The sequence below is a fragment of the Ruegeria sp. BB1 genome (genome assembly GCF_056539465.1).
The window spans coordinates 369,021-386,499 of the sequence record NZ_JBQFVB010000001.1; the positions used below are offsets into that span (position 1 = coordinate 369,021).

At 57.2% G+C, this 17,479-nt stretch carries 18 protein-coding genes; 3 read left to right on the forward strand and 15 right to left on the reverse strand.

The features are described 5' to 3' along the window. Positions 1 to 251: 251 nt before the first annotated feature. The 9 genes from purF to alr form a co-directional block, all read right to left on the reverse strand. On the reverse strand, positions 252 to 1,775 hold the full coding sequence (purF, locus tag ACR0AL_RS01930; protein WP_170514592.1) for an amidophosphoribosyltransferase: 1,524 nt from the start codon (positions 1,773 to 1,775) through the stop codon (positions 252 to 254). A gap of 631 nt (positions 1,776 to 2,406) precedes the next feature. Further along, a complete protein-coding gene (locus tag ACR0AL_RS01935; RefSeq protein WP_170348906.1) occupies positions 2,407 to 3,012 on the reverse strand; it encodes a CvpA family protein in 606 nt (201 codons plus the stop codon). Between the two features lie 42 nt (positions 3,013 to 3,054). Beyond that, the gene (gene radA / locus ACR0AL_RS01940) at positions 3,055 to 4,416 is read right to left on the reverse strand and encodes a DNA repair protein RadA (RefSeq protein WP_170348905.1); all 1,362 of its coding nucleotides are present in this window, start codon (positions 4,414 to 4,416) and stop codon (positions 3,055 to 3,057) included. A gap of 121 nt (positions 4,417 to 4,537) precedes the next feature. Then, positions 4,538 to 5,140 (reverse strand): DNA repair protein, encoded by a 603-nt coding sequence (locus tag ACR0AL_RS01945; RefSeq protein ID WP_480661764.1) that lies wholly within the window; start codon positions 5,138 to 5,140, stop codon positions 4,538 to 4,540. Positions 5,141 to 5,469: 329 nt separating this feature from the next. Further along, positions 5,470 to 5,922: a paraquat-inducible protein A gene (locus ACR0AL_RS01950; RefSeq protein WP_170348903.1), complete on the reverse strand. Its 453-nt coding sequence runs from the start codon at positions 5,920 to 5,922 to the stop codon at positions 5,470 to 5,472. Beyond that, positions 5,919 to 6,320 (reverse strand): hypothetical protein, encoded by a 402-nt coding sequence (locus tag ACR0AL_RS01955; RefSeq protein WP_170348902.1) that lies wholly within the window; start codon positions 6,318 to 6,320, stop codon positions 5,919 to 5,921. Before ACR0AL_RS01955 ends, ACR0AL_RS01950 begins: the two co-directional genes overlap by 4 nt. Continuing rightward, positions 6,320 to 7,066 (reverse strand): ABC transporter ATP-binding protein, encoded by a 747-nt coding sequence (locus ACR0AL_RS01960; RefSeq protein ID WP_170348901.1) that lies wholly within the window; start codon positions 7,064 to 7,066, stop codon positions 6,320 to 6,322. The genes ACR0AL_RS01955 and ACR0AL_RS01960 overlap by 1 nt, the downstream gene beginning before the upstream one ends. Continuing rightward, positions 7,063 to 7,845: an MlaE family ABC transporter permease gene (locus ACR0AL_RS01965; protein ID WP_170348900.1), complete on the reverse strand. Its 783-nt coding sequence runs from the start codon at positions 7,843 to 7,845 to the stop codon at positions 7,063 to 7,065. Before ACR0AL_RS01965 ends, ACR0AL_RS01960 begins: the two co-directional genes overlap by 4 nt. Next, positions 7,842 to 8,876, reverse strand: coding sequence for an alanine racemase (alr, locus tag ACR0AL_RS01970; protein ID WP_170348899.1), 1,035 nt, complete (start codon positions 8,874 to 8,876; stop codon positions 7,842 to 7,844). The genes ACR0AL_RS01965 and alr overlap by 4 nt, the downstream gene beginning before the upstream one ends. A gap of 214 nt (positions 8,877 to 9,090) precedes the next feature. Here alr and ACR0AL_RS01975 point away from each other — a divergent pair, with 214 nt between their 5' ends. Next, positions 9,091 to 9,630, forward strand: a complete 540-nt coding sequence (locus ACR0AL_RS01975) for a GNAT family N-acetyltransferase (RefSeq protein WP_480661766.1) — start codon at positions 9,091 to 9,093, stop codon at positions 9,628 to 9,630. Between the two features lies 1 nt (position 9,631). Here ACR0AL_RS01975 and ACR0AL_RS01980 read toward each other — a convergent pair whose 3' ends face one another. From ACR0AL_RS01980 to ACR0AL_RS01990, 3 genes are all read right to left on the reverse strand, one after another. Then, positions 9,632 to 11,122, reverse strand: coding sequence for a replicative DNA helicase (locus ACR0AL_RS01980; RefSeq protein ID WP_170348898.1), 1,491 nt, complete (start codon positions 11,120 to 11,122; stop codon positions 9,632 to 9,634). Positions 11,123 to 11,345: 223 nt separating this feature from the next. Next, positions 11,346 to 12,026 (reverse strand): orotate phosphoribosyltransferase, encoded by a 681-nt coding sequence (locus ACR0AL_RS01985; protein ID WP_170348897.1) that lies wholly within the window; start codon positions 12,024 to 12,026, stop codon positions 11,346 to 11,348. A gap of 142 nt (positions 12,027 to 12,168) precedes the next feature. Beyond that, a complete protein-coding gene (locus ACR0AL_RS01990) occupies positions 12,169 to 13,350 on the reverse strand; it encodes an ammonium transporter (RefSeq protein ID WP_480661768.1) in 1,182 nt (393 codons plus the stop codon). Positions 13,351 to 13,690: 340 nt separating this feature from the next. On the opposite strand from ACR0AL_RS01990, the gene ACR0AL_RS01995 reads away from it, so the two are divergent. Next, positions 13,691 to 14,098 (forward strand): SET domain-containing protein-lysine N-methyltransferase, encoded by a 408-nt coding sequence (locus ACR0AL_RS01995; RefSeq protein WP_480661770.1) that lies wholly within the window; start codon positions 13,691 to 13,693, stop codon positions 14,096 to 14,098. 4 nt (positions 14,099 to 14,102) lie between these two features. Further along, positions 14,103 to 15,329 carry a hypothetical protein gene (locus ACR0AL_RS02000; RefSeq protein ID WP_480661772.1) on the forward strand — a complete coding sequence of 409 codons (1,227 nt, stop codon included), beginning with the start codon at positions 14,103 to 14,105 and terminating at the stop codon, positions 15,327 to 15,329. Between the two features lie 17 nt (positions 15,330 to 15,346). Here ACR0AL_RS02000 and ACR0AL_RS02005 read toward each other — a convergent pair whose 3' ends face one another. Genes ACR0AL_RS02005 through ACR0AL_RS02015 form a run of 3 tightly spaced genes read right to left on the reverse strand, consistent with a single transcriptional unit; the run spans position 15,347 to position 17,444 of the window. After that, positions 15,347 to 15,823 (reverse strand): CinA family protein, encoded by a 477-nt coding sequence (locus ACR0AL_RS02005; RefSeq protein ID WP_480661774.1) that lies wholly within the window; start codon positions 15,821 to 15,823, stop codon positions 15,347 to 15,349. Further along, positions 15,820 to 16,317 (reverse strand): phosphatidylglycerophosphatase A family protein, encoded by a 498-nt coding sequence (locus tag ACR0AL_RS02010; protein ID WP_170348892.1) that lies wholly within the window; start codon positions 16,315 to 16,317, stop codon positions 15,820 to 15,822. The genes ACR0AL_RS02005 and ACR0AL_RS02010 overlap by 4 nt, the downstream gene beginning before the upstream one ends. After that, complete coding sequence (locus ACR0AL_RS02015) at positions 16,314 to 17,444, reverse strand: bifunctional 2-C-methyl-D-erythritol 4-phosphate cytidylyltransferase/2-C-methyl-D-erythritol 2,4-cyclodiphosphate synthase (RefSeq protein WP_480661776.1); 1,131 nt, start codon at positions 17,442 to 17,444, stop codon at positions 16,314 to 16,316. The genes ACR0AL_RS02010 and ACR0AL_RS02015 overlap by 4 nt, the downstream gene beginning before the upstream one ends. Between the last annotated feature and the right edge of the window lie 35 nt (positions 17,445 to 17,479).

Sequence of the window (17,479 nt, forward strand, 5' to 3'; positions counted from 1 at the left end):
CCACAGCGGCCCGACCCCTTGATTGAGTGGTTGGCAACCTGCGGGCTACCAAACCGGATCAGAAAGGAAAAGCCCGGTTGGCCGAGCGCTTCCCAAGGGGATTTTGCATTGCGGCGAAGCCCTTGCGATTGCAATTTCTTCACCGATGGGTTGTGGCGGAAATCTACCGATGCGGCCTGCCAGGCAGGCAGAAAAAGGCCCGCATCACATCGGTGAAACGGGCCAAAAGCAAGGTCGATTCGGATCAAATCCTATCCCGAGGCCAGCTTCGCGCTGTTCCACGAGCCGCCCGGAACCTGCATATCTGCGCGTTTCTTGCTGACCCGATTGCTGTTTTCGAGACTGTCCAGATAGTCATCGCTGACGCTGCCGGTGATGTAATTGCCATCGAAACAGGAACAGTCAAAGGCTTCGATTTCGGGGTTGCCTTCTTTGGCCGCCCAGATCAGGTCGTCGAGATCCTGATAGAACAGGGCATCTGCGCCGACTTCCTGACGGATTTCTTCGATATCTTTGCCATTGGCGATCAGTTCATGCTTGGTGGGCATGTCGATGCCATAGACGTTGGGGAATTTTACCGGCGGTGAGGCGCTGGCGATGTACACTTTTTTAGCCCCGGCTTCGCGGCACATCTGCACGATCTTCTTGATTGTATTGCCGCGCACAATGGAATCATCGATCAGCAGAACGTTGTGATCGCGGAACTCCAACGGAACGGCGTTCAGCTTGCGGCGCACCGATTTCTGGCGCTCTTCCTGGCCGGGCATGATGAAGGTTCGCCCGACATAGCGGTTTTTGACCAGACCTTCGCGGTATGGAATGCCGGTGGCCTTAGCGACCTCAAGCGCCACGGGGCGGGCGCTGTCGGGCACGGGGATGATGCGGTCGATCTCAAGCCCTGCGGCTTGGATCTGGCGGGCCAGCGTCTGACCCATGCGCATCTGGGTTTTGTAAACCGAAACGCCATCCAGCAGCGAGTCCGGGCGGGCCAGGTAGACATATTCAAAGATACACGGGGTCAGTTGACCTTCGACCGCCTGGAAGGTGTGCATGTTTCCATCCAGATCAATCAGTATGGCCTCACCGGGGTTAAGGTCGCGCAGCTTTTCAAAGCCGTTGATGCCAAAGGCCACATCCTCTGAGGCAAAGGCGTAATCGTCGCCGTCGCCGTCCACATCGCGCTTGGCGACGGAAAGAGGACGGATGCCAAAAGGATCGCGGAACGCCAGCATGCCGACACCGGCAACCAGACAGATTACCGAATAGGCGCCTTGGATTCGCTCCATCGTCATCTTCACACCGGCAAAGATGTTGCGGATCGGTTCGCCGTTGCCGTTGACCTTGATCGCATCGGCAACCTTGTCGGCCAGCACGTTCAGCAGGATTTCGGAATCCGACGTGGTGCGCAGGTGACGGCTGTATTTGGCGGTCACCTTCTCACGCTGTTCGGCGGTGTTGGTTATGTTGCCATTATGAACCAGATAGATGCCATAGGGCGCGTTCACAAAGAACGGCTGCGCCTCGGACGCGCTGAGCGATCCTGCGGTCGGGTACCGCACATGACCCATGCCGATCTTACCCAGAAGGGTCTCGGCGTCTTGTGCGTTGAACACGTCCTTGACCAGACCATTTGCCTTCTTTTCACGGAAGAAGCCGTCGTTATAGGTGACGATCCCCGAGGCATCCTGACCCCGGTGCTGAAGCATCAGCAGCCCGTCATAGATTTCCGCAAAGACATCATGTGTCCTGCTTGCGATCCCTAAAATCCCACACATGTACGGGCTCCAATTTCCATGACGTTTTGACTAGCGGTGATGATCTGAACGTCTGCATGGGTATGCCAGTGCGCCTTGTTTCCATCCCGGCTGATGATGCAAACGCGCCAATGTCACGAGGGCAAGCGCGAGAGAAAACAGGTACAGCAAGATCGGTGGCTCCGATTCCATGTCAGTTCGGCCTCCACATAATGCCTAATGGGCCCTGTGTCATCAAAGGATCACATTCACCAATCGTCGCAGGTGCGTTTTATGAAAGGTGACTGGAATAGGTGACATATAGGCATGCTTGTGCTGTCATGGTGCAAGTAGCGGTTTTTTTACCTAGTGTATGAGTTTCGATAGGACATTAGCCATGTGGGAACACAAGCAAGGAAGAAAAAAAGAAGACCCAGTAAAACGCCGGTGCCATCGCTGCCGTGGTATGGGCCGGTCGCCTTGTCCGATTTGCAATGGCTCTGGCGAGGTGATCAAAAGCCGCGATATCCACGGCAAACCCATAATGGGCCGCTGCGAGGGGTGCTTTGGCCTGAAGAACACCCGATGCACGGTTTGCGGTGGAGAAGGTTTTTTAACTGAATACGTCTGAAAGGCAGCCAAGAAAAAAGCCCGGTCAATGCCGGGCTTTTTCTTATTCAGTTGCGGTCGGTGCCGTGGTTTCCGATGCCTCTGGCGCCTCGGTGCCGGCGCCACAGCTTGCCACGAGCTCTTCATATTGTTGGGTGACCCAACCCAGCCATTGCTCGGGGTTTTGTTCTTCGATGCGGTCGCTGAATTGTTCGAACACTTTGGCGGAACGGCTTTCGTCGACCATCGTATAAGATTGACCGGTCATGACCGTGTCATAGACAAAGAAGGCGATAGCCACCAACAGGATGCCGCGCGCGATGCCAAAGAATAAGCCAAGCGCCTGATCCAACCCACCAATGGCCGAGCGTTGCACGATCGATGAAAACAGCGGAGTAAAGATGCTGACCACGATTAGAGCGATCGCAAACACGGCGGCAAAGCCGGTGATCACCGACAATTCGCAGCTGTCGCGCAGGAAATCTCCAACGACCGGGATCTCTTTCACCAGCGGAACGGCCTGGGGTGCAAAAATAAAGGCCAGTACGGCGGCTGCGACCCAGCCAGCGATGGCCAAAACCTCACGTAAAAATCCGCGTGAATAGGCCAGCAGGCCTGACACGACGATGATCAGGGCAACCACCCCGTCGATAATTGTAAAACCTTCCATGGCCCTCGCCTGTACTTTTTTTCAGCCCCTCAAGGCGTTACCTTAACCTGCTCCGAAGGTTTCGCCAACAAACCCCACCAAATCAGAGGGTCGGGTGAGTGTCAGACCTGCCACAGTACCGGTTTTGCCGCCCGCCGGAGCGATTGCCGATGTGAAACCAAGTTTTTGGGCTTCTTTCAACCTGTTTTCTGTCTGTGGGGCCGGTCTAAGTGCCCCGGATAACGAGATTTCTCCAAAAATCACCGTATCAGCGGGCAGAGCTGTGTCTTCTCGGGCACTCAGCAATGCGGCCGCCACGGCAAGGTCGGCGGCCGGTTCGCTGATTTTCATCCCTCCGGCGACGTTCAGGTAAACGTCCAACCCGGCAAAGGGGATGCCACAGCGTGCTTCAAGAACGGCAAGGATCATGGCCAGCCGCCCACTATCCCATCCGACCACGGTCCGGCGGGGTTGGGAATGCGGGGACGGTGCCACAAGTGCTTGCAATTCCACCAAAACAGGGCGGGTGCCCTCAATTCCGGCGAAAACGGCCGAACCGGGGCTGGGGGTGCCGCGTTCCGACAGGAACAAGGCCGAGGGGTTTGTGACCTGCGCCAACCCTTTGCCGGTCATTTCGAACACGCCGATTTCATCAGCGGGGCCAAAACGGTTTTTCACGGCGCGTAAGATGCGGAACTGATGGCCACGTTCACCTTCGAAATAGAGCACGGTGTCGACCATGTGCTCGACCACGCGGGGGCCTGCGATCTGGCCTTCCTTGGTGACATGGCCGACCATGATGATTGATACGCCGTGTCGTTTCGCAAACGTTGTCAATTCATGCGCTGCGGCCCGGACTTGTGACACTGAGCCGGGGGCGCTGTCCACATTGTCGGCCCACATGGTCTGAATCGAGTCGATGATGGCCAGACCGGGCTTTTCAGCCTCAAGCGTCGTCAGGATGTTGCGTAGGTTGGTCTCAGCCGCCAATTGAACCGGCGCGTCCTCGAGCCCCAGACGGCGGGCCCGCATTCGAACCTGCGCGCTGGCTTCTTCGCCGGAAACATAGATGGTTTTGACGCCCGCACGGGAAAAGCGCGCCGCGGCCTGCAGCAGAAGGGTGGATTTGCCGATGCCGGGGTCGCCGCCCACCAGCAGGGCCGAGGCGGGAACAAGGCCACCGCCAAGCACGCGGTCCAGTTCCTCAACCCCGCAAAGCGTACGGGGCGGGGGTGTTTCTTCGGTCGACAGATCGGTGAGTGCGATGGACTGGCCGCGTTTGCCGCCCAAGGATTTCTTGGCGGGACCCGCCGAAAGGGGTACGTCCTGCGAAATGGTGTTCCACTCGCCGCATGCGTCACAACGCCCGGACCAGCGCGAATGCGACGCGCCGCAGGCCGAACAGGAGAAAGTCGTTTTTGCCATGCGGCCTTGGTGCCCGAGGATCGGCGGTTCTTCAAGCCCTTGCAAGGCATTCATCTCCACCGGTGGGGTGCCGCGTCCTCAGGCCCGATGGGCCATCGTCCGCAGCAAAGGCGCCAAGCGCCTATTCCGCCGCGCGGGGCGGGGACATGGCGACCACGCTTGAGGCTTTGGTCGAGCTGTCCTTGGGAGGTGTTTGCAGCTGAGCCGACAGTTCGGGTAACAGCTCAAACAGCTCATCCCGCAGGCGGGCCAGTTGTGACTTGGCGATGGTTTCTTCCATTTCGACATCGCGCGTCCATTGGCGCAATTCGTTCTGGATCACCTGGGCTTCTTCAAGACGCTTCTGGAACAGCTCAATCTCTTCCTGACGTTGTTGTAGGAAGGTTCGGGCGCGATTGATCCGCACGTCGCCATAGGTTTCAGCCAGTTCGTGGCTGATCTGGCTCATCTGTGCGGCCAGTTCCAGGATTTCGGGCTCGAGTGTCTGTAGGTCAGGGTGCTGGCGCAGAAAGGCCATACGTTCTTTGACCGCGTCAAACTCGGACGACATCATGAACAGGCCGCCACGGTCCGCTGCGTGGGCCATTTGATAGGCGTCTGATATGTCGTGCATGTTCAGGGCAAATTTGCGGTGATTGTTTTCCAATGCCATCATTCGGGCATTCGCTGGCAGATAGAATGCCAGCATGAGAATCAGAACGGTCAGGCCGATCTGGATAATCATCCCGGCGTCTTGCACTGGCCCACCGCCGAAACCGGCTTGCATGGATAACCAGGGCAATACACCCAAGGCAGATAATAATGTGGCTGAAACGGCAAACAGGGCTGCCGCGCAAATGAGGAAAAAAGTCAGTCTTAAAAAGGCATTCTGAAATTGCAATGTAATGTTATGGAGGGCAGTCATGTTCGACGAACTCCTTCTAGAACCGGTACACACCAGGCCCAAGCGGAGAGCATCCAAAACACACAGATTGATCCGCTACGGACCCGAAAACTACAAATTGTCACTGCTCGAAATATAAAGATGATACTCAGATGAGTGTTTTCAATCAATTACATCTGAGTATTTCGTGATTTGCGTGTCATTTCGGTAATGTGGCCCAACGCGAGCGAGGCCAGAATGCAAGCCGTGAACAGGTACAGACCCCATGCAGTTTCGATGGTCGCGTACGAGATGCCTTTGGCCAGAGTGATATAGAGCGCGATCAGAAAGATGTCGGCCATGGCCAGCTTGCCGAGGATGTTCAGCGCGGGTTGGACGCGGACATCCAGCAGGTCCCACTGGATCAGGGCGGTGCCGATGGTTTTGATGTAAGGTGCGACGAGGGCGAAGATGGTGACGATCAGCGCCAGAAAGACGTCGGATTTCCAAAGAGACTGGAGCCCGGTGATGACGCTGATTTCGGACAGGCCAAAGATCGGTAAGAGTCCGGCACGCATCAGCGGGGCAAACCATGCGATGGGGTAGAGGATCAGGAGCGAGAGGGTGGCGAGGCGGAGGGTCATATCAGATTGCCTTGCTGCAGCCTGAAGGCACTCCACCCAAACAAAACAGCCATGAGAACAAAAAACACGGCAACAAAAATGGCAGTTCTGCGGGCGTTCAATGATAATGTGAATAGCTCTTTGTGAAGAATAGAGGCAGAAACAGCGACACCGATAACGGCTGGAAGTGTCGCGAGTATACTTACAGAAGACGAACTAAACGCGATTACGTTCGAAATCAATGCACCGGGAATGAAGCCGTACAAAAGCGCCTTCATTACCGGTTTCATGGTTTTGAATGCGCGAATTGGAGAGAAAATCAAACCATGTATTGAAAAGATTGTGATGAACCAGACGATCAAAACTGAGTTGAAGTAAATTCCTGGCAACGAAAAGAAAAAAAATTGGGTTGAATTCATCACCGCACGGCCTCAATTGGCCCTTCAGCACTCCCACTAATGAACTGCTCCACATAGGGATCGCCCGAGGCATCCAGCTGTCCGACCGGACCGGTCCATTGGATGACGCCTCCATGCAGCATGGCCACGTTGTCGGCAATCGCGCGGACGGAGCTCATGTCGTGGGTGATGGTCATCGCGGTGGCGCCCATCTCGGTCACGATCTCGCGGATCAGATCATTGATGACGCCGGACATGATCGGATCGAGGCCGGTGGTGGGCTCGTCAAAGAAAATGATCTCGGGCTCGGCGGCGATGGCGCGGGCGAGGCCCACGCGTTTTTGCATGCCGCCTGACAGTTCGGACGGGAAACGGTCGGCCACGTCGGATTTCAAACCCACGCGGCGTAGTTTCTCGATAGCGATTTCGCGGGCGTATTCTGGCGGGCGTTTCAACGGCCCGCGCAGCAGGCGGAAGGACACGTTTTGCCAGACGGGCAGCGAGTCAAACAAAGCCGCGCCCTGAAACAGCATCCCGAACCGGGCCAGAAACTTATCCCTATCGCCCTTGGTGGCGTCTTTGCCATCTACATAGATCATGCCGCTGTCAGGCTTGATCAGGCCAAGGATGCATTTCAGCGCCACCGACTTCCCGGTGCCCGAACCGCCGATGATGACCATCGAGGTACCCTTGGGAATCTCAAGGTCCATGCCCTGCAGAACCCGATTGTCCCCAAATGCCTTTTGTACGTTCTCCATCCGGATCATAGCGAGAAGAACACCCCCGTCAGAATGAAGTTGGTGGCCAGAATCATGATAGCAGCGGATTCGACCGAGGATTTGGTGGCGCGGCCCACACCCTGCGCACCGCGGCCCGAGTTCATGCCGTAAAAGCAGCCCATGACCGCCGCGATCAGGCCGAAGGCTGCGCCCTTGGCCAGCGACGACATGATGTCATGGGCCTCAAGGAAATTGACTGTGTTCAGCAGGTAGGTCGCCGGATTGAAACCCAAATTTTGGGTCGCAACGACATAACCGCCTGCGATGCCAATGATATCTCCGATCCCGACCAGTAGCGGCACGGTAATCAGCGCGGCCAGAACGCGCGGGGCCGTCAGGTATTTCATCGGATGAGTGGACAGGGTGACCAGCGCGTCGATCTGCTCGGTCACTTTCATGGTGGCGATCTCGGCTGCGATGGACGAGGTCACGCGGGCGGCGATCATCAGGCCCACCAGCACGGGCCCCAGTTCGCGCACCATACCGATGGCAACGATCTGCGGAACCACGGCCTCGGCGTTGAAGCGAGCGCCGCCAGCGTAGATCTGCAGCGCCAGCGCGCCACCAGTGAAAATGGCGGTCAGGCCGACGACTGGCAGGGACAGCCAGCCGATGTTCATCAGCGCGACGATAAATTCGCGCGGGTAGTAGGGCGGACGAAAAATGTGCGAGATCGCATCAATCGTAAACAGCGCGACTTTGCCAAAGGTGGCAAACAGCGCCAGGACCGCGCGGCCCAACCCACCCAGCAGAGAAAGAGGATTCATTCCACGTAACCCCGTGAATAACGCGCGCCAAGCGAAGTGAGGATTTCATACCCGATGGTGCCTGCGGCCTCGGCCAGGTCGTCGACTGTCTGGTGACCGTTCAGGATGCGCAGGCGTTCTGGATCTTCGGGCAGGTCAGTGACGTCAATGGTGACAAGGTCCATCGATATGCGGCCGACCACAGGGCAGGGTTGGTCCCCGGCAAATGCGTCGATACCGCCGCCAATGGCCCGGTGCAGCCCGTCCGCATACCCTGCGGCCACGGTTGCGATTCGCGATGGGCGTCGGGCAACCCAGCTACCGCCATAACCGACGGTTTCACCAACTTCGACCGCGCGCACCTGAATGACGGGCAGATCGACGGTTACGACGGGCTTGGCGTCGGCAAATGGCATGCCGCCATAAAGACCAACGCCCGGACGGCAGAAATCAAAGTGGAATTCCGAGCCCATCAGCGTGCCCGCCGTTGCCGCCAGCGACCGTGGTGCGGTGACACCATCGGTCATATCGCGGAAGGTCTTAAGCTGTTGACGGTTCATCGGGTGGTCGGGCTCATCCGAGCAGGCCAAATGCGATATGACCGCCTGTGGGTTCTGGCTTTCCATCTCAGACCTCAGCGCGGCCCAATCGGCGGGCTCAAGGCCCAGACGGTTCATTCCACTGTCCAGTTGAACTCCGAATGGGTGACTCGGCATGGCCTGTTGCAGGCGTTTGAACTGTTCCGGAGAGTTGATCAAAGGAATCAGGTTGTCAGCAAAGTGCAGCCCGTTGTCACCTTCCATGAACCCTGAGAAGACAAAAATCTGGGGTTCGGGGCCAACGGCTTTGCGCACGGCGGCGCCTTCTTCTGCGGCGGCGACAAAGAACTTGCGAACGCCTTCTTCGGCCAGGGTCGCAGACACCGGTCCGGCACCAAGGCCGTAGGCGTCAGCTTTGACCACGGCGCCGGTCTCGACATCCGTTTTTGCATTGAGCGCCCGCCAGTTGCTGGCGAGCGCCTGAAGATTGATCGTCAAACGTGCGGTACTCATGGTGCTGTTCATGACATTGGATTGCGGCAGGTCAAGGGGGTAGGCGGCAATTCTTGTGCATATCGCGGTGTTCCTACGCAGCTTCTGGCCGGTATCGCAAGATCATGGCTAAAAAAGGCTCGGACAAGGGCAGCCGAACTCTCGTCATTGTGTCCAACCTGTGATCAACTCGGCGCATGAAACGGGACCGTTGATCCATCTGAAAGGGGCCGTAATGCTGAACCTGACTGCCGACTACCGGGCTCGGGCTGCCGAACTGCCCGGCTTGTTTCTGGACGTCTTCACCGCCTCAGAAGGCGAAGGAGAGGGGCGTGCGGTTGCTGCTTTGGTGGATGACCTGCTGCTTTCAACACCCGATGGAGATCTTTTGGGCGTTTTGGCTTTGGATGACCGCAATCTGGCAGGTTGCATCCTATTCTCGCGGCTCAGCTATGATCAGGACCCGCGCCAGGTCTTTCTGATGTCACCGGTGGCCGTGCGCGCCGACAGGCAAAAGTCGGGCATTGGTCAGAAATTGATCGGCTTTGGATTGGAACAACTGCGCCATAACGGGGTTGATTTTGCAGTGACTTACGGTGATCCGGCATATTATTGCAAAACCGGGTTTCAACCGATCGCACAAACATTCGCACAACCGCCCATGCCGCTGAGCATGCCACATGGTTGGCTTGGACAATCCTTGAATGGCGACGATGCGCCGCTTTTGGGCCCGTCCCGCTGTGTCAGCGCATTCAATAAGCCTGAGATGTGGTAGGTCAGTAGCCTTCGATCTGGCCGTCCTGTTGCCAGGGTTTGACCAAGTTACCGAACCGGGTGAACTGAGCCTCGAACGACAGCTCGACCGTGCCGATGGGGCCGTGACGCTGTTTGCCGACGATAACTTCGGCTTTGGCGTGCAGGCGCTCCATGGCCTGTTTCCACTCTTCCATCTTTTCCAGCTCGTGATCGCCGGGTTTTTCGCGTTCCTTATAATATTCCTCGCGGAACACGAACATCACCACGTCGGCATCCTGTTCGATCGAGCCCGATTCCCGCAGGTCAGACAATTGCGGGCGCTTGTCGTCGCGGTTTTCGACCTGACGGCTCAGCTGTGACAGGGCGATGACCGGGATGTTCAGTTCTTTGGCGATGGCCTTCATGCCCATCGAAATTTCGGCAATCTCGTTAACCCGATTTTCGGCCATGCCACGGCACAGCTGCAGATAGTCGATGACCAGCAGGTCCAGCCCATGCGTCCGCTTCAACCGCCGCGCGCGGGCGGCCAACTGAGAGATCGGCAGGGCCGGGGTGTCGTCGATGAACAAAGGGCAGGCTTCCAGATCCTTGGCCGCGTCGACAAAGCGGCGGAATTCGGATTCCGTCATGTCACCCTGACGAATTTTGTGGCTGGAAATCTCGGAGGCTTCGGCCAGAACCCGGCCCGCCAATTGCTCGGCACTCATCTCAAGCGAGAAGAAACCCACAACGCCACCGTCAATCGCGCCTTCGGTGCCATCCGGCTTGGTGCCGCGCTTGTACGCCTTGGCCACGTTGAACGCCACATTGGTCGCCAACGAGGTTTTCCCCATCGACGGACGACCCGCAAGAATAATCAAGTCGGACGGATGCAGCCCGCCCAACTGTTTGTCCAGGTCGGCCAGACCGGTAGAAATTCCCGCCATGCCACCACCACGTTGATACGCTTCGTTGGTGACGTTGACGGCTTCTGTGACCGCCTTGAGGAAAGATTGGAAACCCTGTTCGGTCTGGCCCTGCTCGGATAACTGATAAAGTTGCTGTTCGGCCTCGACGATCTGTTCTTTGGGCTCGCTGGATACATCCACCCGCGCCGCCTTGTCCGAGATATCCCGACCCAGCCGGATCAACTCACGGCGAATAGCCAAGTCATAGATCATCTGGGCGTAGTCATGCACAGCAAATGCGCTGATCGAAGCCCCGGCCAGTTTCACCAGATAGGCGGGGCCGCCCAGTTCCTTCAGACCTTCATCTTCGGCCATAAAGGATTTCAGCGTGACGGGCGAGGCCAGCGCATTCTTGGCGATGCGATTGGCCGCAACCTCGTAGATGCGGGCGTGGACCGGATCATAGAAATGCTCGGACCCGATGATCGAGGCCACCCGGTCATAAAGATCGTTGTTGGTCAGGATCGCACCCAGAAGCTGTTGTTCGGCTTCAATTGAATGCGGCATTGTTTCGGCGTTTTGAATCTTCGCCGCTGCCTGCTCGATGCTGCTTATCTCGTTCATTTTGTCCCCGCTGCCCACGGTGTTCTTACACGCGACACTGGCCTGTCGGCTATCTGGAAATACTTGTGGGTAACTATGGGTAACGCCTTGGGATAAGTTTTGAAGACGCCATAGTTCCAGAATGGATTTGGTCTATTATGTAGGATATCACGCAGATGTCACTATATATTGTTTCCCCAAAGCCGATTCTCAGACGTTTATCCCCAAGTAATCCACAGCGAGTTTACGTGGATTTATTCGCATCCTGCCACTTGCGCGGGTCGTTCAGGAAGGCCTCAACACCATCAAGTGTTTCTTGGTCAAAGGCTTTCTGCGCTTTGGCCTCTGCCAAAACATCCCACCATGTGCAAAGGTGATGCAGCTTCACGCCATGATCGCCCAGCGTTTTCTCGGTTTCAGGGAAAATGCCATAGTAGAAGATCACGGCTGTGTGTCCGCAGGTTGCGCCGGTTTCACGGATCGCATCCACAAAGGACAGCTTTGAGCCGCCATCGGTCGTCAGGTCCTCGACCAGCAATACACGCTCACCTTCGCTCATGGCGCCTTCGATACGGGCGTTGCGGCCATAGCCTTTGGGCTTTTTGCGCACATAGGTCATCGGCAGAGCCATACGCTCGGCGACCATGGCGGCAAACGGGATGCCGGCTGTCTCACCACCTGCGATGTTATCAAACGCCTCAAAACCCGCATCACGCATTACGGTGACCGTCAGGAAATCCATCAAGGTCGAGCGGATGCGCGGGTACGAGATCAGCTTGCGACAATCGATATAGGTCGGGCTGGGCAGGCCCGAGGCCAATGTGAACGGTTCGCGCGAGTTAAAGTGGACGGCCTTGATCTCCAGCAGCATCCGCGCGGTCAGGCGGGCGATTTCGGTGCTATCGGGGAAAGAGCTGGGGATCATGGTGCAACCTCGGGACAAAATGACATTGCGGGCTGATAGCCTGTCCATTGGGCCAGAGTCGAGAGGGCTGAGCCGCAAAAGAAAAGCGGACCCGCAAGAGGTCCGCTTTGCGCCCTTGCGGGCCGCGCAGGCTAAGGTGGGCTTAGCTGCTCATATCATAGGCCCGTTCACCGTGTACCGACAGATCTAGCCCGTTTGTCTCGGTTTCTGCGTCTACGCGAAGCGGGGTGATAAGTGCAACCAGTTTGATCAACACAAAAGTGACAACTGCCGTAAAGGCACCCACAATCACCAGCCCGCCAATCTGGGCAGTCCAAGCGCCCAAACCGAATACGGCGATCATCAGCGTGCCAAAGATGCCGCCCACGCCGTGAACGGCAAAGACGTCCAGCGTGTCGTCGATCTTGGCGATGTTGCGGATGACGTTGACCGCCTCCTGACATAGGACACCTGCGACTGCACCGATGATTAGCGCCTGCACCGGATCGACATAGCCTGAAGCCGGAGTAATCGACGCCAGACCAGCGATTGTGCCGGTGACCAGCCCCACCATCGAGGCTTTGCCGTATTTGATGCGTTCGTACAGCGCCCATGTCAGTGACGCGGTCGCCGCCGAGATATGCGTGACAGTCATCGCCATCGCCGCACCACCATCAGCGGCCAGTTGCGAGCCGCCATTGAAACCGAACCAGCCGACCCACAACATCGCGGCACCAATCATGACAAAGCCGGGGTTGTGCGGCGGCGTCGTGCGATTGCGGCGCGGTCCAAGTGCTATGGCGATGATCAGCGCAGCCAGACCAGCCGTTTCATGAACGACGATGCCACCCGCAAAGTCACGGACACCCACCTCACCAAGAATGCCACCATCGGTCAGCATGCCGCCGCCCCAAATCCAATGCACCACGGGCGCATAACACATCAACATCCACAGGGCTGAGAATATCAGGACAAACCCAAACCCCACACGTTCGACATAGGCCCCGACAATCAGGGCTGGGGTGATGATGGCAAAGGTCATCTGGAAGGCAAAAAACAGGACCTCTGGCAGGGTGCCCGACAGGCTGTCGGCGTCGACACCGTTCAAAAACGCTTTGCCCAGCCCGCCCCAAAGGCCCGACCCGCCGTCGCCAAATGCGATGGAATAGCCTGCGACCAGCCACAGGATGCTCATCAAACAGGCGATGCTGAAACAGTGCATGAAGACGCTCAGCACGTTGCGGGCGCGCACCAGGCCGCCGTAGAACAGGGCCAGGCCCGGCAATGTCATGAACAGGACCAGGGCGGTTGCCACTATGATCCAGGCGGTATCGGCTCCATTCATCAGCCGGTCTCCTTTTTTGCGTCTTTTACGTGCTTGGAAGGGGTTGAAGCCGACAGCAGTCGCGGAAAAAAGAGGCAGACGCGGTTTTAGCGCCTGATTAACGGGCTTTTGGCCAAGCGGTGATAAAACAGGCACCCGATGGTACTGGATGCCCAATAATTAAACAACTTGGGAAAGGTGCGTTGGCGCAGATCTACTGGCGTCATTGGGGAAACCGACGTGTAAGCGGGTGTCAGGCTCACCAACGTATGACCCATTAGAAAGCGACCTGCGCTAAGGGATTGCTTGTCTTGGTTGAAAGTGGCTTCTAAAGTCGGTTGCGACGACAGGAGGGGCCGGAATGACGGTGGAGTTGGCAGGACCACGCATCCAGAATTTGGATAAAGTCCTGGAGGGCATCAGTGACATTCACGGCACAGGTTTGTTTGCGCGGTCCGATATCCAAACTGGCGCTGTTCTGGGGTTTTTAGACGGCCAAATCGTCGATTATGATCGTCATCCCACGGTTCGCGATCTGGAGTGGAACGGGGTTGGCGGAAGCAAGGTACTCTGCCGCCCATTTGCCACCCAATACGCTTTGATTAACCATTCGTTTACCCCCAATCTTTCAATACTTAGAACCGATTGGGCCATTGTGGCCTGCAAGGATATTCGTGAAGGAGAAGAATTGACGCTTGATTACCTCGAGCATGGCGTTCCCGAAACCTATCTAAATTCTCCACACGGAAATTACCTGCGTAACAATTGAAAATATGTTCACTCATCATCTTATTCATCCAGTGCATCTGGAAACCGAGACCCGTATCCGGCTGTCCTCTGTCATTCGAGAAATTGTCCCTTTAAGACCAGTGCTTTGCGGTAAAGCGGCCGAGGAGATCTCGGAGAACAGGCTTAACGCAAACCATACTGATGAATTACACGCATTCTCTGGCAACGCCTTCACAAAAAGTCTGACTGAACTGCGTCGCAATGCCTGCCTTGAGTGGGATCTGTCGGATCTGGTGACATCCTCGGAACCCCATTGCGACGCGTGGTATTTCAAACTTCTGCTGATGGTTTCTGGTGATATGTGTCTGGTCTATGGCGCGAGTTTCTCGGATCTTGCGCACTTGCCCGAAAACCCGCGGCCTTACTACCGCGACCACACGCTTCCCGAAGTTACAGAACTGGTCGACGCACTGGTTTCCGTTTTGCAGCTTCGCGTTGGATCGCGGCTTGAGGCTGATCTGGACACATCCATTCAAGTCGTCCTTGGTGGGGTGGACACGGCACCATTCCATGAACGCCTTTCGAAGTTGTTCGAAGAGGAAGGGCTGGTATTGGAAGAATGCGAGATGTCGGCGGCAGAAAATGGGGATTGGACCATCTACGGAGGCTGGAGTTATTCCGCCATCGTTCGCAAAGACCTGGCCGAGGAATTCTATTTCGTTGCGCTGATGTTCAGGTTGCAGCTGGACTGGATCAAAGCGCGCCGTATTCGCAACAAGATCGTCAATACTGCGGATGAGCGCGCCGAATCCTATCACGGAAGCAAAATTGGCGAACTCAATACCGCCCTGAATGAGTTGATCTTTTTCCTACAGGTGGCCCGCCAAAGGCGGGCTGATTACCGGGCGAACCTGAAACCCTGGCTTGCCCGGTGTTACGATTCGACCAACACGCGCTGGCAAATCGAAGATAACTTTGACAGCCTTTACAAAGCGGCCTGTGATTTTCGGAATTATGTCGGTTTTATCAGCGACGAAAAATCCAAGCTGCAACTCGAGATTCAGTCAAAACTGCTGTACTTCATCGCTGGTCTGGACACATTGGCGATATCCTCTTTTGCCATGACGTTGCTGTCTTTTCGGCGCGGTGACAGCCCTGTGTTGCCCGGCTGGATTCACCAATATGGCCCAAAGCTGCTGTTGTTTCTTGTGGCGTCGAATGTCGCTCTTTTGCTGGTGATTTTCGTGCTGGGCTTCATTCGAAAAAGATAGGCAGTTTTGGCGCCACTTTAAGAAAGCGCGCCAAGCCCTTGTGCTAGCAGTGCCAAAGCATGATCTCGCGCGGCCACGCGCACGTTGTCCCGACCCAATGCACCAAATTCGACGGTCTCGGTCAGCGTAGGATGGCCTTTCGCGGCCAACCCAAAACAAACCCGGCCTTCGGGTTTGAATTCAGAACCGCCAGGGCCCGCGATACCGGTTACGGAAACCGCCAATTGCGCGTCGGAGTGCGCCAGGGCACCGTCCGCCATTTCACCCGCAACCTGTTCCGAAACCGCCCCATTTGCGACCAGTGTTTCGCCCTGAACCCCCAGCATTTGCTGTTTCGCGGTGTTCGTGTAGGTGACAAACCCACGCTCGACTACGGCTGAACTGCCGGGGATATCGGTCAGCGCCGCCGCCACCATACCGCCGGTACAACTTTCGGCTGTGGCGATCATCACGCCCTTTGATTTGGCGCGGTCGAGGATTTCGGCAACGGTCACAGGCCCAGAACTCCGTGCGAGATACCGGCGAGGATCAGAACTCCGACCCCGGCGAGGATACCGGCAATGACATCGTCCAGCATGACACCCATTGCGTCGTCGCGCCGGTCGGCCCATCCAACAGGGCCCGGTTTGGTGATGTCGAACAAGCGAAACAGCACGAAGCCGGCAATCCAGCCCGGCCAAAGTGCCGTGATTTCAATCCCGTGTGCCCAGGAGGGATAAGAAATTGCCCAAAGCGCGATGAACTGCCCGGCGACCTCGTCGATGACAATCTCGGACGGATCGTGATTGTCCTGGCCCGCTGTCATCACGCGTGTGGCCCAGAGACCGCCAAAGAACGCGGCCAGTGTGGCGATCACCAACAGCGGAAAGCCACCCAGCGTGTGCAGAACCCACGCCAGCGGCAGGGCGGCCAGTGACCCCCACGTGCCGGGCGCAGGTCGCAGATAGCCCACGCCGCAGACGGTTCCGATCAGTTGCGCGGCAGTCATGATTTCACCAGACAAGCTGTGGCGAGTGAGGCAATCCCCTCGCTTCGGCCAGTGAACCCCAGCCGTTCCGACGTCGTTGCTTTGACCGAGACCTGATCCGCGCTCAGGTCCATGATCCGTGCCATCTCGTTGCGCATGGCAGGCGCATGGGGGCCGATTTTGGGGTATTCGCAGACCAGTGTGCAGTCGACGTTCGAGATTTTGTAGCCCATCTGCCCGGCCAGTTCGACCGCATGGCGTAGGAAAATCTCGCTGGCAGCACCCTTCCATTGCGGGTCTGAGGGGGGGAAGTGCTGGCCAATGTCGCCCTGCGCCAACGCGCCATAGATGGCGTCAGTGACGGCGTGCATGCCCACATCCGCGTCTGAATGACCTTGCAGGCCGCGATTATGCGGCACCTTCACACCACACAGGATCACGTGATCCCCATCGCCAAACCGATGCACGTCATACCCGTTGCCCAGCCTTACATCCATATCCGTTCCCAATATGCGTTCCGCCCGGGCAAAATCCTCGGGCCGTGTGATTTTGATGTTATCCGCATTGCCCGGCACGATGGCCACGTCCAGCCCAGCGGCACGGGCGACCTCGACATCGTCGGCAGCGCCTCCAGGGTGGGCCGCGTGGGCCGAGGCGATGGCGTCATAGTGAAAACCCTGCGGCGTTTGCGCAGCGAACAGCCCGGTACGGTCCTGAGTTCCCGTCACGATAGAACCGTCTCCGGTCCAGAGCGCATCAGTGACCGTCAACCCCGGCGCGGCAGCAGGGTGGGTTTCCAGTGCTTCCAGAACCTGTTGAATGGTCTGAAGGTCAACACAAGGCCGCGCTACGTCATGGATAAGAACGCGATGCACCCCATAGGGCAAAAGCGCATCAAGTCCGTTGCGCACCGATCCGGCCCGGTCACTACCGCCCTTGGCAAGGATCAGATCAGAGTTTTCGAACTCGGCCCATGCGTCCCTGTCATCTTCGGACAAGACAAGCACTATCTGGTCGACTTGCCCTTGAAATTGATCAATCGTCCAATCCGCAACGCGGCGCCCTGCCAATGGGCGCCACTGCTTTGGTGTTCCCCCTCCGGCGCGCAAGCCGCGTCCTGCGGCGACGATGATGGCGGCGGTGGTCATGGGGGCGTTCTCTCCGATGGTTTGAGGCAATCTTT

Coding starts and splice junctions, on each gene's coding strand:
- radA (WP_170348905.1), bottom strand. CDS start 4,416: ATGGCAAAAACGACTTTCTCCTGTTCGGCCTGCGGCGCGTCGCATTCG.
- purF (WP_170514592.1), bottom strand. CDS start 1,775: ATGTGTGGGATTTTAGGGATCGCAAGCAGGACACATGATGTCTTTGCG.
- ACR0AL_RS01955 (WP_170348902.1), bottom strand. CDS start 6,320: ATGAATTCAACCCAATTTTTTTTCTTTTCGTTGCCAGGAATTTACTTC.
- alr (WP_170348899.1), bottom strand. CDS start 8,876: ATGAGTACCGCACGTTTGACGATCAATCTTCAGGCGCTCGCCAGCAAC.
- ACR0AL_RS01960 (WP_170348901.1), bottom strand. CDS start 7,066: ATGATCCGGATGGAGAACGTACAAAAGGCATTTGGGGACAATCGGGTT.
- ACR0AL_RS01985 (WP_170348897.1), bottom strand. CDS start 12,026: ATGATCCCCAGCTCTTTCCCCGATAGCACCGAAATCGCCCGCCTGACC.
- ACR0AL_RS01995 (WP_480661770.1), top strand. CDS start 13,691: ATGACGGTGGAGTTGGCAGGACCACGCATCCAGAATTTGGATAAAGTC.
- ACR0AL_RS01950 (WP_170348903.1), bottom strand. CDS start 5,922: ATGACCCTCCGCCTCGCCACCCTCTCGCTCCTGATCCTCTACCCCATC.
- ACR0AL_RS01945 (WP_480661764.1), bottom strand. CDS start 5,140: ATGATTATCCAGATCGGCCTGACCGTTCTGATTCTCATGCTGGCATTC.
- ACR0AL_RS01990 (WP_480661768.1), bottom strand. CDS start 13,350: ATGAATGGAGCCGATACCGCCTGGATCATAGTGGCAACCGCCCTGGTC.
- ACR0AL_RS01965 (WP_170348900.1), bottom strand. CDS start 7,845: ATGAATCCTCTTTCTCTGCTGGGTGGGTTGGGCCGCGCGGTCCTGGCG.
- ACR0AL_RS01980 (WP_170348898.1), bottom strand. CDS start 11,122: ATGAACGAGATAAGCAGCATCGAGCAGGCAGCGGCGAAGATTCAAAAC.
- ACR0AL_RS02010 (WP_170348892.1), bottom strand. CDS start 16,317: ATGACTGCCGCGCAACTGATCGGAACCGTCTGCGGCGTGGGCTATCTG.
- ACR0AL_RS02015 (WP_480661776.1), bottom strand. CDS start 17,444: ATGACCACCGCCGCCATCATCGTCGCCGCAGGACGCGGCTTGCGCGCC.
- ACR0AL_RS01935 (WP_170348906.1), bottom strand. CDS start 3,012: ATGGAAGGTTTTACAATTATCGACGGGGTGGTTGCCCTGATCATCGTC.
- ACR0AL_RS02000 (WP_480661772.1), top strand. CDS start 14,103: ATGTTCACTCATCATCTTATTCATCCAGTGCATCTGGAAACCGAGACC.
- ACR0AL_RS01975 (WP_480661766.1), top strand. CDS start 9,091: ATGCTGAACCTGACTGCCGACTACCGGGCTCGGGCTGCCGAACTGCCC.